General features: G+C 66.6%; 12 protein-coding genes. 5 read left to right on the top strand and 7 right to left on the bottom strand.

Translation table 11 applies throughout. The annotated features are described in order from the left end of the window. Positions 1–1437, bottom strand: a complete 1437-nt coding sequence (gene argH, locus G372_RS0110410) for an argininosuccinate lyase (RefSeq protein WP_018863303.1) — start codon at positions 1435–1437, stop codon at positions 1–3. A gap of 106 nt (positions 1438–1543) precedes the next feature. On the opposite strand from argH, the gene G372_RS0110405 reads away from it, so the two are divergent. From G372_RS0110405 to G372_RS0110390, 4 genes are all read left to right on the top strand, one after another. Beyond that, the gene (locus G372_RS0110405) at positions 1544–2572 is read left to right on the top strand and encodes a sensor histidine kinase (protein WP_019623863.1); all 1029 of its coding nucleotides are present in this window, start codon (positions 1544–1546) and stop codon (positions 2570–2572) included. A gap of 1 nt (position 2573) precedes the next feature. Next, positions 2574–3299 (top strand): LytR/AlgR family response regulator transcription factor, encoded by a 726-nt coding sequence (locus tag G372_RS0110400; protein WP_019623864.1) that lies wholly within the window; start codon positions 2574–2576, stop codon positions 3297–3299. Between the two features lie 100 nt (positions 3300–3399). Further along, a complete protein-coding gene (gene hemC / locus G372_RS0110395) occupies positions 3400–4347 on the top strand; it encodes a hydroxymethylbilane synthase (protein WP_081618858.1) in 948 nt (315 codons plus the stop codon). 2 nt (positions 4348–4349) lie between these two features. Further along, positions 4350–5165: a uroporphyrinogen-III synthase gene (locus G372_RS0110390; RefSeq protein ID WP_018863307.1), complete on the top strand. Its 816-nt coding sequence runs from the start codon at positions 4350–4352 to the stop codon at positions 5163–5165. Here G372_RS0110390 and G372_RS0110385 read toward each other — a convergent pair. Then, positions 5158–6195: a CDP-6-deoxy-delta-3,4-glucoseen reductase gene (locus G372_RS0110385; RefSeq protein ID WP_018863308.1), complete on the bottom strand. Its 1038-nt coding sequence runs from the start codon at positions 6193–6195 to the stop codon at positions 5158–5160. The genes G372_RS0110390 and G372_RS0110385 overlap by 8 nt on opposite strands. Positions 6196–6351: 156 nt before the next feature. Between G372_RS0110385 and G372_RS0110380 the strand changes: the two genes are divergently transcribed. Continuing rightward, positions 6352–6933, top strand: a complete 582-nt coding sequence (locus tag G372_RS0110380; protein WP_019623865.1) for a hypothetical protein — start codon at positions 6352–6354, stop codon at positions 6931–6933. Between the two features lie 29 nt (positions 6934–6962). Here the strand turns inward: G372_RS0110380 and ubiD are convergent, their stop codons facing one another. The 5 genes from ubiD to gyrB all read right to left on the bottom strand — a co-directional run bounded on the left by ubiD (position 6963) and on the right by gyrB (position 14352). After that, a complete protein-coding gene (gene ubiD / locus G372_RS0110375; RefSeq protein ID WP_018863310.1) occupies positions 6963–8426 on the bottom strand; it encodes a 4-hydroxy-3-polyprenylbenzoate decarboxylase in 1464 nt (487 codons plus the stop codon). A gap of 33 nt (positions 8427–8459) precedes the next feature. Beyond that, positions 8460–9227, bottom strand: coding sequence for an exodeoxyribonuclease III (gene xth / locus G372_RS0110370; protein WP_018863311.1), 768 nt, complete (start codon positions 9225–9227; stop codon positions 8460–8462). After that, on the bottom strand, positions 9224–11272 hold the full coding sequence (locus G372_RS0110365; RefSeq protein WP_019623866.1) for a M3 family metallopeptidase: 2049 nt from the start codon (positions 11270–11272) through the stop codon (positions 9224–9226). Before G372_RS0110365 ends, xth begins: the two co-directional genes overlap by 4 nt. Before the next feature lie 110 nt (positions 11273–11382). Continuing rightward, complete coding sequence (locus G372_RS0110360) at positions 11383–11913, bottom strand: hypothetical protein (RefSeq protein ID WP_019623867.1); 531 nt, start codon at positions 11911–11913, stop codon at positions 11383–11385. A 6-nt stretch (positions 11914–11919) separates the two neighbouring features. After that, positions 11920–14352: a DNA topoisomerase (ATP-hydrolyzing) subunit B gene (gyrB, locus tag G372_RS0110355; RefSeq protein ID WP_018863314.1), complete on the bottom strand. Its 2433-nt coding sequence runs from the start codon at positions 14350–14352 to the stop codon at positions 11920–11922. Between the last annotated feature and the right edge of the window lie 39 nt (positions 14353–14391).

The raw sequence follows: 14391 nt of genomic DNA, 5'->3' as shown, positions 1-14391 counted from the left end.
TCAGTCCAGCATGCCCGCGAGGTGTTCGCGCGCGGCCGCGACCTGGCGCAGGACCTGCTCCGGGGCGGTACCACCGGTCAGGTTGCGGGCAGCGGCGGAGCCCTCCGGGGTCAGCACGGTGTAGACGTCGTCGCCCACCGCCTCGCTGATGGCCTGCAGGTCGGACAGCGGCAGTTCCGCCAGGTCGACCCCGCGCTCCTGCGCGACCCGCACCGCACGGCCCACGACCTCGTGGGCATCGCGGAAGGCCACACCCCGACCGACCAGGTAGTCGGCGAGATCCGTTGCCGTGGCAAAGCCCTTGGTCGTGGCGGCCAGGGTGTTCTCCGCGCGCACCTCCAGGTTGGGCACCATGTCGGCGAACGCGCGCAGCGAGCCGAGCAGGGTGTCCACGGTATCGAACAGCGGTTCCTTGTCCTCCTGATTGTCCTTGTTGTAGGCCAGCGGCTGGCCCTTCATCAGGGTCAGCAGGGACATCAGGTGGCCATAGACCCGGCCGGTCTTGCCGCGCACCAGCTCGGGCACGTCCGGGTTCTTCTTCTGCGGCATGATCGACGAACCGGTGCAGTAGCGATCCGGCAGGTCGATGAACGCGAACTGCGCGCTGGTCCAGAGGATCAGCTCCTCGGCCTGTCGCGACAGGTGCATCATCAGGGTCGCCGCCGCGGCGGTGAATTCGATCGCGAAGTCGCGATCCGAGACCGCGTCCAGCGAGTTGCGCGTCACCCCGTCAAAACCCAGCAGCTCGGCGGTGTACTCGCGATCCAGCGGGTATGGCGTTCCGGCCAGCGCGGCCGCGCCCAGCGGGAGGACGTTGACCCGCGCCCGGCAGTCCACCAGGCGCCGGGCATCGCGCTCCAGCATCTCGTACCAGGCCAGCATGTGGTGACCGAAGGTCACCGGCTGCGCGGTCTGCAGGTGGGTGAAACCGGGCATCACCGTCGCGGCCTCGCGCTCGGCCAGATCCACCAGCCCGCGCTGGTACCCCCGGATCAGGGCGAGGATGTCGTCGATCGCGGCGCGCAGCCACAGGCGGATGTCGGTCGCCACCTGGTCGTTGCGCGAGCGGCCGGTGTGCAGCTTCTTGCCGACATCACCGATGCGCTCGATCAGCCGCGCCTCGATGTTCATGTGCACGTCTTCGCGGCCGATCTGCCACTCGAACTCGCCGGCGGCGATCTCGTCGCGGATGGCATCCAGCCCCTGCAGGATCTGTTCGGCCTCGGCGTCGGTCAGCACGCCGACCTTCGCCAGCATGCGCGCATGCGCCTGCGAGCCCTGGATGTCCTCGCGGTACAGGCGCTGGTCGAACTCGACCGAGGCGGTAAAGCGTTCGACAAAGGCATCGGTGGGCTCGGAGAAACGGCCACCCCAGAGCTTGGCCTCGCCCTCGGGGGCGGGGGCCTGCGGCTTGTCGCGTGCGGAATCCTGCGTCATGGTGCACCCTGAACCGGGTTGGAAAGACCCGGAAGTATAAGGGAGACACGCCACAGTGTCCCCGACCAATTACAAGGATGGGCAGCACCCGGAGGGGAGACGGGTCGTGAGGGCACCTGCGCCGGACGACGAGACCACCGAGCTGGCGAAGCAATCGCCGCTGCCGGATTTCTGCAGCGCCGAGACGCTGTTGCGCGTGTTGATGGTCGCTGTACTGCTGGCCCTGGCGGTGACCCTGCTGCGCGGGGGCGGGCAGGACTGGGTGCCGGGGCTGGCCCTGCATGCGCTGTTCATCTTCTGGGTCGCCCTGACCAGCCTGCTGATCCTGTGCGCCGGCAAGCGGCTGCTGGTGCGCCTGCCCCTGTGGGGCCAGATCATCCTGCCCCCGCTGGTGCCGATCGCCAACACGGCGGCGGTCTTTTTCGGGGCCGAGGGGCTGCAGCTGGCCGATCCGGCCTGGCGCTGGCCGGCGATCGCGGTGGCCACGATCCTGAGCCTGGTGGCGATGCACTATCTCTATCTGCAGGCGGCTTGGCAGCGCGAGACCCGGGCGGTCTCGCGGGCCCGCGAACAGGCGATGCGGGCCCGGCTGCGGCCGCATTTTCTCTACAACAGCATGAACACCATCGCGGGGTTGTGCCGCAGCGATCCCCCGCGCGCGGAACAGGTCACGCTGGATCTGGCGGATCTCTTTCGCGCCACCTTCGCGACCGGGGATCGCCAGTCCCTGCGGGCAGAACTGGAACTGGTGCGCGCGTTCCTGAATATCGAGCAGACCCGCTTTGGCGAACGCCTCCAGGTGGAGTGGGACTGCCCGGACCAGGCCGGCCTGGACGTCAGCGTGCCCACCCTGATCCTGCAGCCGCTGGCGGAAAACGCGATCCAGCACGGGATCGGGCCGGCGCGTGGTCCCGGCTTTGTGCGCGTGCGCTGTTGGCTCGACTCCGGCACGGTGATGTTGTCGCTGACCAACAGTGTCGACCCGGAGGCGAACAGCGAGGGAACCGGCACCGCCACCGATGCCGTGCGCCTGCGCCTGCACCATGCGTTCGGCGATCGGTTCCGCTTCGAGACCGAGTCCCGGGAACGCGAGTTCGAGGTCCGCATGCGCCTGCCACTGGAACGGGGGGATTAACATGTCGAGTGAAGCCTTGCGCGTCCTGATCGTGGACGACGAACCCATCGCGCGCCAGCGCCTGGCGGGGCTGGTGGCTGACGCCGGACACCAGGTAATCGGAGAGGCGGGCGAGGCGATTGGCGCGCGCGATGCCATTACCCGCGAAGGGCCCGATCTGGTCCTTCTGGACGTCGAGATGCCCGGCGAGTCGGGCATGGATCTGGCCGCCGAGATCGGCTCCAGGCGACCCGACCTGATGGTGATCCTGGTGACCGCACATGACCAGTTCAGCCTGGATGCCTTCGAGGCCGGCGTGCGCGACTACGTGCTCAAGCCCGTGCGTGGCGATCGCCTGAGCCAGGCCCTGGAGCGCGCGGCCCGGTACAAAACGGGGCCCTCGGCGCCCGCTCCGCAGACCGTTCGCCTGACCATCGGGCGGCGCGAGGAGCGCGTGGCCCTGGCTCGTATTGCCTACTTCGCGGCCGAGGACGGCTACGTGATTGCGCGTGGCGAACAGCTCGAGGGGTTTGTGGATACGCGACTGCGCGAACTGGAGGCCCGATTCGGCGATGCCCTTTTGTGCGTGCGCCGGGGCTACCTGGTGGTACGCACGGCGATCCGGGGGCTGGAGACGCGCGGCCCGGCCGATCACCGCCTGCTGTTTCACGGCAACGTGGATCCCGTCCCTGTCAGCCGCCGTCAGCTGTCGCAGGTACGGGCTTTCCTCCGCGGCGATCTGGCATAGCAGGGAGGAAAGCCCCTGGATCAGGCTGGGTTCGGGCCACTTCGCCGAAACCGTTATACTACGGCGCTTTATTCTCCAGCCGCCGGACCACGGACCCCGCATGAAACCCCTGCGTATCGCCACTCGAAAAAGCCCGCTCGCCATGTGGCAGGCGGAACATGTTGCCGCGCGCCTGCGGGAACTGCACCCGGATCGGCCGGTGGAGCTGGTCGGCATGACCACCCAGGGCGACCGCGTGCTCGACTCCCCCCTGGCCCGGATCGGCGGCAAGGGGCTGTTCGTGAAGGAGCTGGAGATCGCGATGCTGGAAGATCGTGCGGATATCGCGGTGCATTCGGTCAAGGACGTGCCCATGGAGCTGCCGGCGGACCTGGTGCTGCCGGTCATCCTCGACCGGGAGGACCCGCTGGATGCGTTCGTCTCCAACACCTATGCACATGTCGACGAGCTGCCCCAGGGCGCGCGCGTGGGTTCGTCCAGCCTGCGTCGGCAGTGCCAGCTGCGTGCGCGGCGGCCGGATCTGCACATCACGGATCTGCGCGGCAACGTGAACACCCGGCTGGGCAAGCTGGATGCCGGCGAATACGACGCGATCCTGCTGGCGGCAGCCGGACTGAAGCGCCTCGGGTTCGACGAGCGCATCCGCGCCCGCCTGGAACCGGCGGTCAGCCTGCCGGCCGTGGGGCAGGGGGCGATCGCCATCGAGTGCCGCGAGAACGACCCGGAGATCGCTGCGCTGATCGCACCCCTGAACGACCGCGACACCTCCGACCGCGTACGCGCCGAACGCGCGTTCAATCGCCGCCTGGAGGGCGGCTGCCAGGTACCGCTGGCCGCCCACGCAACCCTGGACGGCGACCGGCTGCACCTGGACGGTCTGGTCGGCGCGGTCGATGGCAGCCAGCTCCTGCGACGCCAGGTGGAAGGGCCGCGAGGGGACGCGGAGGCCCTTGGGGTGCAACTGGCCGAACAGCTGCTGGAACTGGGGGCCGGCGAGCTGCTGGCCGCCGCCCATGCCGAAAACGCAGCCTCCACGAAAGGATCCTGAAGATGGCCGATCTGGATATCATGAAGCCCACCGCCGACGGCCCCCTGAACGGCTGCGGGATCCTGGTCACGCGGCCGGCGGCGCAGGCCGAGGAGTTCTGCACCCTGCTGGCCGGCGATGGCGCCGAGGTGATTCGCTTTCCGGTGCTGGAGATCCTGGCGCCCAGCGACCCGACCAATCTGCGCGCGGTGCTGGATCAGCTGGACTCCTTCGACATCGCGGTCTTTATCAGCCCGAACGCGGTGCAGCGGGTGCTGAACCTGGCGCTGGCCGACCGCGCCTGGCCCGAGGGGACACGGATCGCGGCCATCGGCAACCGGACCGCGAAGGAGCTGAAGGGCTTCGGCCTGAATGTGGATATCGCCCCGCCGCGGCGCTTCGACAGCGAGGCGCTGCTGGAACAGCCGGCCATGCAGGACGTGGCCGGCCAGCGTGTGGTGATCTTTCGCGGCGACGGCGGGCGCGAATACCTCGGCGATACGCTGAAATCACGTGGCGCGGAGGTCACCTTTGCCGAGGCCTATCGCCGCGGTCGCCCGGAGGGCGATACCGGTGCGCTGATGTATGCGTTCTCACGCGACCAGATCGACATCATCACCATCACCAGTGGAGAGGGCCTGCGCAATCTCTACGAGATGGTCGGCAAGCTCGGGCGCATGTGGCTGCGCAAGACACCGCTGGTGGTAGGCTCCGAACGCATCGGCGAGATCGCGCAGGAGCTGGGGTTCAAGGCCACCGTGGAGGTCGCCGAGGATCCGACCGACGCCGCAATGCAGCTGGCGGTGCAGCGCCTGGCCGCGCAACTCGCGACTAGTTAGCGACCTCGTGGGGCGCGGCCGGCTCGAAGCTGTCGTAGTAGAGCTGCTCCGTCGGTAGCCCCGCGGCGAGGAAGGCATTGGTCGCCGCCTCGATCATCGCCGGCGGGCCGGCCATGTAGACATCGAAGCCGGACAGGTCCGGGTATTCGGCCAGTACCGCATCGTGCGGCCAGCCCGCGACAGCCGCGAACCCGGCCGCCGTATCCGCCGGGACATCGGACAGCACCGGCGTAAAGCGGAAGTGTTCGCCATGCTCGGCGCTCATGCGGCCGAGCCATTCGGGGGCGTAAATCCCCTCTGCACTGCGCGCGCCCCAGAACAGGTGGTGCGGGCGGTCGAAGCCCTCGACCGCCAGATGGTCCAGCATCCCCTTGAGCGGGCCGAAGCCCGTGCCGCCGCCGACGAACAGGCGCGGTCGCTCTGATTCCTCGTCGACAAAGAACGTGCCGAGCGGCCCCTCGATACGCAGCAGCGCCTTCGGCTGCATCTCCTGGAACACCATCTTCGAGAAGCGCCCACCCTCCAGATGGCGCACATGCAGGACCAGCTGTTCGTCGTCATGCGGGGCATTGGCCAGCGAGTAGCTGCGACGCCCGCCGCCCTTGAGCAGGACATCCAGGTACTGTCCGGCGAGGAACTGCATGCGCTCGGTAGCGGGGAGCTGCAGGCGCAGCTCCATCACGTCATCGGCCAGGCGGTTCAGTTGCGCGACGCGACAGGGCAGCGTCTTCACGACGATGTCCTTGGCCGCGCCGATCTCGCGGACCTCGATCTCCAGATCATCCACCGGGACCGCCTGGCAGAACAGTGCCCAGCCATCGGCCAGTTCCGCCTCGGTAATGCCCGGCGGCTTGGTCGGCCCGTGGTCCACTTCGCCCGCGAGCACGCGACCCTTGCAGGATCCGCAGGCGCCGTTGCGGCAGCCGTAGGGGAATGCAAACCCCTGGCGCAGCGCGGCCTCGAGTACCGTCTCGTCGTCCTCGACCTCGAGCTGCTGCCCGCTGGGCTGGATGATCACGTCAAAGGCCATGCGCTGTTCCTCGCACCTCGAACAAAGGGGCTCATTGTCGCCACGGCCCGGGCGAACGCAAGCAACCCCGGAAGCGGCATGTGGCGATGCCGGGGGTGCAATCCACAGGCGGGATGGGGCAGACTCGGGGCGCCAGACACAGGCAGGGAGAAAGGAATGCAGGGAGAAAAATGGGTGGCCGCACTGGCCGCTGGCGGGCTGATGCTGCTTGGCGGCTGTGCGGCCAACGAAACCCGTGAAGCGGACTCGGGGGCCGATGCAAGCGCCGAGGCCGCCGCCGCCGAGGTGACCGATCCGGAGGTGATCGTTACGGTGCCGGAGCGCTTCGCCTACAGCGAGGATGCGACGGTGGCCGAGGCCATTCGCCGCGAATGCGAGCTGGAGGAACGCTTCCCGGGCTTCGTCCAGGAGTTCGGGGCGCGCCACGATGTGCGGGTCGAGACCGATGCAGACGTAGGCCCCGATGATGCCGGAAAGGTGCTGATGGTGGAGATCACCCAGGCCCGCAATGACGGCAATGCCTGGTCCGGACACCGGTCCCTGGCGGAGGCCGAGGGCACGCTGTACGAGAACGGCGAGGCAGTGGCCGAATTCACCTCGCGCCGGGTTTCCGGTGGCGGCGCGTTCGGCGGTTTCAAGGGCAGCTGCTCGGTGATGGGGCGCACGGTACGGGCCATGGGCTCCGACATCGCGGCCTGGGTGCGGCTACCCGAGGACGGCGCACACCTGGGCAACTAGGAGTCTGTCGGGCGGGGCTGTAGCGACAGCTACAGCCCCAGCTCGTCCCAGAGGGCATCCACCCGCTCGCGTACGGCCGGATCCATCGTGATCGGTCGGCCCCACTCGCGCTCAGTCTCGCCCGGCCACTTGGAGGTCGCGTCCATACCCATCTTGGAGCCCAGCCCCGATACTGGCGAGGCGAAATCCAGATAGTCGATGGGCGTGTTCTCCACCAGCGTCGTATCGCGCGCGGGGTCCATGCGCGTTGTAATCGCCCAGATCACATCGTTCCAGTCGCGCGTGTTCACGTCATCATCGACGACGATCACGAATTTTGTGTACATGAACTGGCGCAGGAACGACCACACGCCCATCATCACGCGCTTCGCGTGGCCGGGGTACTGCTTGCGCATGGAGACCACCGCCATGCGATAGGAGCAGCCCTCCGGTGGCAGGTAGAAGTCCACGATCTCCGGAAACTGCTTCTGCAGGATCGGGATGAACACCTCGTTCAGGGCAACCCCCAGGACCGCCGGTTCGTCAGGCGGGCGCCCGGTGTAGGTGGAATGGTAGATCGGCTGGTCACGGTGGGTGATACGGTCGATGGTGAACACCGGAAATTCGTCCACCTCGTTGTAGTAACCGGTGTGATCGCCGAACGGTCCCTCCGGCGCGGTTTCGCCGGGGTGGATATGGCCCTCCAGCACGAACTCGGCCGATGCCGGCACCTCGAGATCGGAACCGATGCAGCGGGTGACCTCGGTGCGGCTGCCGCGCAGCAGACCGGCAAAGGCATACTCCGACAGCGTATCCGGCACCGGAGTGACCGCGCCGAGGATGGTCGCGGGATCGGCGCCCAGGGCCACCGCAATGGGAAAGGGCTCGCCCGGGCGGGCCTGGCACCACTCCCGATAGTCCAGCGCGCCCCCGCGGTGCGACAGCCAGCGCATGATCACGCGATTGCGACCAATCACCTGCTGACGGTAGATGCCGAGGTTCTGCCGCGACTTCTCCGGACCACGGGTCACGACCAGCCCCCAGGTGATCAGCGGCCCGGCATCCCCGGGCCAGCAGGTCTGCACCGGGAGGGTCGACAGATCCACGTCGTCACCTTCGATCACGTGGCGCTGGCAGGCAGCGCCGCGGGTCTTCTTCGGCGCCATGTCGAGCACCTTGCGGAACACGGGCAGCTGTTCCCAGGCCGCTCGCAGCCCCTTGGGCGGGTCCGGCTGCTTGAGAAAGGCCAGTAGCCGGCCAACCTCGCGCAGGGCCTCTACCGAGTCCTCGCCCATGCCCATGGCGACCCGCTCCGGTGTGCCGAACAGGTTGGCCAGCACCGGGATCTCGGAACCCCTGGGGTTCTCGAACAGCAACGCAGGGCCGCCGGCGCGCAGCACACGATCGGCGATCTCGGTCATCTCCAGGTTCGGGTCGATCTCGGTGGTGATGCGCTTGAGCTCGCCGCGGGCCTCGAGCCCATCGATGAAATCACGCAGGTCCCTGTATTTCACGGGTATCTCCCAGGGCACGGCCGGTGGCCGGGCCTAGTCGCTGAATTCGGCCCAGACGGGGGCGTGGTCGGAGGGCCGTTCCCAGCCGCGGGGCTCGCGGTCGATCCCCGCAGCGGTCAGGCGTTTCTGCAAGGCCGGGCTGGCCAGCACCAGGTCGATGCGCAGGCCACGGTTGCGCCGGAACGAGGCGGCACGGTAGTCGAACCAGGAGAATTCCCCCTCCGGCTGATCGAACGCACGGAAGGTGTCCGCGAGGCCCAGCTCCGTGATGGCCGCCAGGGCCTCGCGTTCCGGGGTCGAGCAGAGGATGCGCTCGTGCCAGGCCTCGGGATCGTGTACGTCACGGTCCTCCGGGGCGATATTGAAATCACCCAGGACCACCAGATTCGGGTGCGCCTCGATCTCGGCGGCCAGCCAGGCGCGCATGCGCGCCAGCCAGTCGAGTTTGTAGGCGTACTTTTCGGTGCCTACGTTTTCGCCGTTCACCACATAGAGATTGACGACGCGGGTATCGCCGACCGTGGCCGCCAGGATGCGGCGCTGGGCATCCTCTAACCCGGGCGGGTCGGTGACCACGTCGGTCGCCTGGCTGCGCGAGAGGATGGCCACGCCGTTATAGGTCTTCTGGCCAGAGTAAACGACCTCGTAACCGGCATCCTGGATGGCGCTGACCGGGAAGTTCTCGTCGGTCAGCTTGGTCTCCTGCAGTGCGAGGATGTCGGTGCGCGAGCGGCCCAGCCAGTCGAGGACCTGGGGCAGGCGGACCTTCAGCGAGTTGACGTTCCAGCTGGCGATCTTCACGCGGCATCCTCCAGGCCGCTGTGGCGCAATAGCGCATCGATTTCGGGGTCACGTCCCCGAAACGCCCGGAACGAGTCGGCCGCGGGTCGCGAGGCCCCCACTTCCAGGATCTCGCGCAGATAGGCCGCTCCGACGTCGGGCGAGAACAGCCCCTCCTCCTCGAAGCGCGCAAAGGCATCGGCAGAGAGGACTTCCGCCCACTTGTAGCTGTAATAGCCCGCCGCGTAGCCGCCAGCAAAGATATGAGCGAAGCCATGGGGGAAGCGGTTGAACGCCGGCGGCCGGACCACCGCGACCTCGTCGCGGACCGCTTCCAGGAGATCGAGGATGGCCTGTGCACTGTCCGGTGCCGGACCCGCGTGCAGACGCATGTCGAACAGGGAGAACTCGACCTGGCGCAGCAGCTGGAGCGCCGCATGGAAGTGGCGGGTATCGACCAGGCGCTGGTAGAGGTCGTCCGGCATGGGCTCGCCAGTCTTGTGGTGACGAGCGAACAGATCCAGGGCCTCGCGCTCCCAGCACCAGTTCTCCATGAACTGGCTTGGCAGCTCCACCGCGTCCCATTCGACCCCATTGATCCCGGCAATCTCGGGCTCGTTCACGCGCGTAAGCATGTGGTGGAGACCGTGGCCGAATTCATGGAACAGGGTGATGACCTCGTCGTGCGTAAACAGGGCCGGCTTGCCATCCACGGGCGGGGTGGAGTTGCAGGTCATGAACGCGACCGGGACCTGCTGGGCGTCGGCGGAGACAAAACGCTGGCGGCAGACATCCATCCAGGCGCCACCGCGCTTGTTCTTGCGAGCGTAAAGATCGAAGTAGAAGCCGGCACGTTCGACACCGTTGGAATCAATAACACGGTAGTAGAGCACGTCGTCGTGCCAGCATTCGACACTCGGGTCGGCCTCGAAACGCACGCCAAACAGGCGCTCGACCAGACGGAACAGACCCTCGACAACCTGGGTGGCGGGGAAATAAGGCTTCAGCATCGTCTGGCTCAGGCCCAAGCGTCGTTCACGCATCTTCTCGGCGGCATAGGCCATGTCCCAGGCCTCGAGGGAATCGAGCCCCAGCTCCTCGCGCGCGAAGGTACGCAGTTCCTGCAGATCCTGCTCGGCCCGGGGGCGCGCGCGCCGGGCGAGGTCCTGCAGAAAAGTGTCGACCTGGGCGGCGGTCTCGGCCATCTTGGTCGCCAGCGAACGCTCGGCGTAGTGCCCGAACCCGGTGATACCTGCCTTCTCCTCCCGTAGCTGGAGGATTTCGACCATCACTTCGCTGTTATCGAAGCGGCCTGCATCGGGGCCCTGTTCAGATGCACGGGTCGCGAAGGCCTCGTAGACCCGGCGACGCAGGTCGCGATCGTCCGCGTGGCTCATGACGGCGAAATAGCTGGGAAAGTCGAGGGTGACAAGGTAGCCGGTCTGTTCGTGGGCACGGGCGTTCTGGGCGAGCATCGCCTGTTCGGCGGCCGGGACGCCCGAGAGTGCGTCCGGGTCGTCGGTCTGCCAGGTCCAGGACTGGGTCGCATCGAGGACGTTCTCCTCGAAGCGGGCCGTCAGCTCGGACAGACGGGAGTCGATCTCGCGCAGGCGAGCACGCGCATCCTCGGGGAGATCGACGCCGCTCAGATGGAAATCACGCAGGGCGTCATCAATCACCTTGCGCCGCTCGGGCGAGAGCTGGGCATACTCCGGGCCATCGGCGAGGCGGCGGAAGGCGGCATACAGGCCCTGGTGCTGCGACACCCAGCTGCCGAACTCGGACAGCTTGGGCAGGCAGGCATTGTAGGCCTGACGCAGCTCAGGGCTGTTCATCACCGCATTCAGGTGACCAACCGGCGCCCATACCTGGGAGAGTCGGGCATCCAGGTGCTGGAGCGGTGCGACCAGGCCGTCCCAGGTGGGGGCCTCGCCGGCCTGCGCAACGAGCTGTTCGATCCCGTCGCGATTCTCCTGGAGGACGGTATCGAGCGCCGGTATCACGTGTTCGGGGGCGATCGATCGAAACGCCGGCAGACGATCCGTTTGCAGCAGGGGATTGGGCACGGAGACTCCTGGTTCGACTAGGGAGGGAATTATGCCATTCGGACCGCAACCCCGGGAGGGTGTTCCGGGGGTTGCGCGCCTCGATTCTGCACAGAAACCGTCCGGTCGACTCAGCGCGAAGTCTTGTCGGATGAAGGGGGCTGCAGGGGGAGGTAACGGCCCATGCCCGCGAGCCACGCAAGCGGTGCGTAGAAGGGGGCGCGCCGCGTACGCTGATACGCGTCCAGGGCGCTGTTGTAACGGACCAGGGTGTCCCGGATCGCCTGGTCCAGAGCGGCCACTCGGCGGCCCGCTTCCCCTTCTTTTTCGGCTTTTAAATCAAGACCTTGTGACGATATTAAATCCCAGAGGCTCCTGATCTCGCGTTCGGCCTCGGCGACTGTAGTCAGATCCCCCTGGCGACGGGCAGTCTCCTGGCGCTGCAAGGATCGATGCAGGTCTCGCAGGGCGGCGGGACCACGATCTCCGCCTTCGGTACAGACCTGCTGCAGGTGACCGTTTCGCTGCACCAGGAGGCGCTCCAGCTGGTCCCATGCCCCGACCACCCGCCGTTCCTGCACAGCCAGATGGGAATACAAGCGGGCGATCGCCAGTGTCAGAGCGACGAGCCCGACAATCGCAAGGATGACGAGGATCGCCATCAGTCACTACACGTCGACGTTCTCCGCACTGAGGGCCCGCGTCTCGATGAAATCGCGACGGGGTTCGACCTGGTCGCCCATCAGGGTGGTGAAGATCTCGTCGGCCCGGATCGCGTCCTCGACGCGAACCTGGAGGAGCCGCCGCGTTTCCGGATTCATGGTGGTCTCCCACAGCTGTTCCGGGTTCATCTCGCCAAGGCCCTTGTAGCGCTGGGTGGCAAGGCCACGGCGGCCCTCGTGAAGCAGCCACTCCATCGCCTCGGAGAAACCCTGGATGCGGTGAACCCGTTCGCCACGCTTGATGTAGGCACCGGAATCCAGCAGGGCATTCAGCCGGGCCGACAGATCCAGGATGGTCTGGAAATCGCGGGACGCCAGGGTGTCATCGGTGATGTATTGCGAGAGGGCCGCCCCATGCTCGATGCGATCGAGGCTCAGCTGTGCATGGCCGTCGACGTCGGTGACGGGCCCGAGGCTGTAGCGGGTGGCACCCGCCCGGTCACTGGAGATGCTTTCGAGTATCCGGGCAAACCAGGCCTGAACGTCAGGGTTAGTGACACTGCGCGGTTCGGGAATGGCGTCCGCCTCGAGCATCGCCCAAAGGATGCGCGAATCGTACAGGCGACCCAGCCGCTCGACGGCTCGCGCAGCCTTCTGATAACCCTTGACCAGTTCTTCAAAGGCCTCGCCGGTCACCGGCGGGGCCTCGGGGCCCGGATAGAGCGCCGCGCCGTCCAGAGCAAGCGAGACCACGATTTCACCCATCTCGGCCTCGTCCCGGACATACTGCTCGCGCTTGCCGCGCTTGATCTTGTACAGCGGGGGCTGGGCGATGTACACGTGGCCGCGCTCGATCAGCTCGGGCATCTGCCGGAAGAAGAAGGTCAACAACAGGGTGCGGATGTGCGAGCCGTCGACGTCCGCGTCAGTCATGATGATGATGCGGTGGTAGCGCAGCTTGTCCGGATCGTATTCGTCCTTGCCAATCCCGCAACCGAGTGCCGTAATGAGCGTGCCGACCTCGGCGGAGCCGAGCATGCGGTCGAACCGGGCCCGCTCGACATTCAGGATCTTGCCCTTGAGCGGCAGGATCGCCTGGAAGTGACGATCGCGACCCTGCTTTGCCGATCCGCCCGCAGAATCACCCTCCACCAGATAGAGCTCGGAATGGGCCGGGTCCTTTTCCTGGCAATCCGCGAGCTTGCCGGGCAGACCGGCGACATCCAGCGCCCCCTTGCGGCGTGTGACCTCCCGCGCCTTGCGGGCTGCCTCGCGGGCACGCGCGGCCTCGAGCACCTTATCGGTGATCGCCTTGGCCTCGGTGGGGTTCTCCAGCAGGAAGTTGTGTACGGCATCTGACAGAACGCTATCGACGATCGGCTTGACCTCGGAGGACACGAGCTTGTCCTTGGTCTGCGACGAGAACTTCGGGTCGGGCACCTTGACCGACAGCACCGCAGTCAGGCCTTCGCGCATGTCATCGCCGGCAGTGGCGACCTTGGCCTTCTTGATCAGGCCCTCGTTCTCCAGGTACTGATTGATCGTGCGCGTAAGGGCCGCGCGAAAACCGGCCATGTGAGTGCCGCCATCGCGCTGCGGGATATTGTTGGTGTAGCAGAAGATGTTCTCCTGGTAGGAGTCATTCCACTGCAGGGCCACCTCCACGACATAGTCATCTTCGCGGGTCTGGTTCGCATAGACAACGGTCGGGTGGAGAGCCGTTTTCTTCTGGTTCAGGTGTTCGACAAATGCGCGGATACCGCCCTCGAACAGAAAGGTCTCCTCGCGGTTGTCGCGCTGGTCGCGCAGCGTAATCCTTACACCGGAATTCAGGAACGAGAGTTCACGCAGGCGCTTGGCCAGGATCTCGTAATGGAATTCGATACCGCTGAAGATCTCCGCGCTCGGGCGGAACCAGATCCGGGTCCCGGTCCGGTCGGTCGGACCGGCGACTGCCAGCGCGGTTTCCGGGACGCCGAGGTGGTAGGTCTGCTCGTGGCGCTCGCCGGCGCGGTGGATCTCCAGGCGCAGCTCTTCCGACAGGGCATTGACCACCGAGACACCCACACCGTGCAGCCCCCCGGAAACCTTGTAGGAGTTGTTGTCGAACTTGCCCCCGGCGTGCAGTACCGTGAGGATCACCTCCGCCGCGGACTTGCCTTCTTCTTCGTGGATATCCACCGGGATGCCACGACCGTTATCCGAGACCGACACGGCGTTGTCTTCGTGGATCGTCACCTCGATGGTGTCGCAGTGGCCGGCGAGGGCCTCGTCGATCGAGTTGTCGACGACTTCGAACACCATATGGTGGAGCCCCGTCCCGTCATCGGTATCGCCGATGTACATGCCGGGACGCTTGCGCACGGCATCCAGGCCCTTGAGGACACGGATCTGGGAAGAATCGTAGGTTTCGGGATCGAGCGGTTCAGTTTCGGACATGGAGTGCGGTATCCGGCCGGTGGCAGACACTGCAGTATA

Source organism: Thioalkalivibrio thiocyanoxidans ARh2, from assembly GCF_000385215.1.
Taxonomy (GTDB): Bacteria; Pseudomonadota; Gammaproteobacteria; order Ectothiorhodospirales; family Ectothiorhodospiraceae; genus Thioalkalivibrio; species Thioalkalivibrio thiocyanoxidans.
Note: the sequence above shows the minus strand (reverse complement) of the source record. Positions and strands in the feature narration are given on the sequence as shown.

Coding starts and splice junctions, on each gene's coding strand:
- hemC (WP_081618858.1), top strand. CDS start 3,400: ATGAAACCCCTGCGTATCGCCACTCGAAAAAGCCCGCTCGCCATGTGG.
- G372_RS0110400 (WP_019623864.1), top strand. CDS start 2,574: ATGTCGAGTGAAGCCTTGCGCGTCCTGATCGTGGACGACGAACCCATC.
- G372_RS0110385 (WP_018863308.1), bottom strand. CDS start 6,195: ATGGCCTTTGACGTGATCATCCAGCCCAGCGGGCAGCAGCTCGAGGTC.
- G372_RS0110380 (WP_019623865.1), top strand. CDS start 6,352: ATGCAGGGAGAAAAATGGGTGGCCGCACTGGCCGCTGGCGGGCTGATG.
- G372_RS0110390 (WP_018863307.1), top strand. CDS start 4,350: ATGGCCGATCTGGATATCATGAAGCCCACCGCCGACGGCCCCCTGAAC.
- gyrB (WP_018863314.1), bottom strand. CDS start 14,352: ATGTCCGAAACTGAACCGCTCGATCCCGAAACCTACGATTCTTCCCAG.
- G372_RS0110360 (WP_019623867.1), bottom strand. CDS start 11,913: ATGGCGATCCTCGTCATCCTTGCGATTGTCGGGCTCGTCGCTCTGACA.
- argH (WP_018863303.1), bottom strand. CDS start 1,437: ATGACGCAGGATTCCGCACGCGACAAGCCGCAGGCCCCCGCCCCCGAG.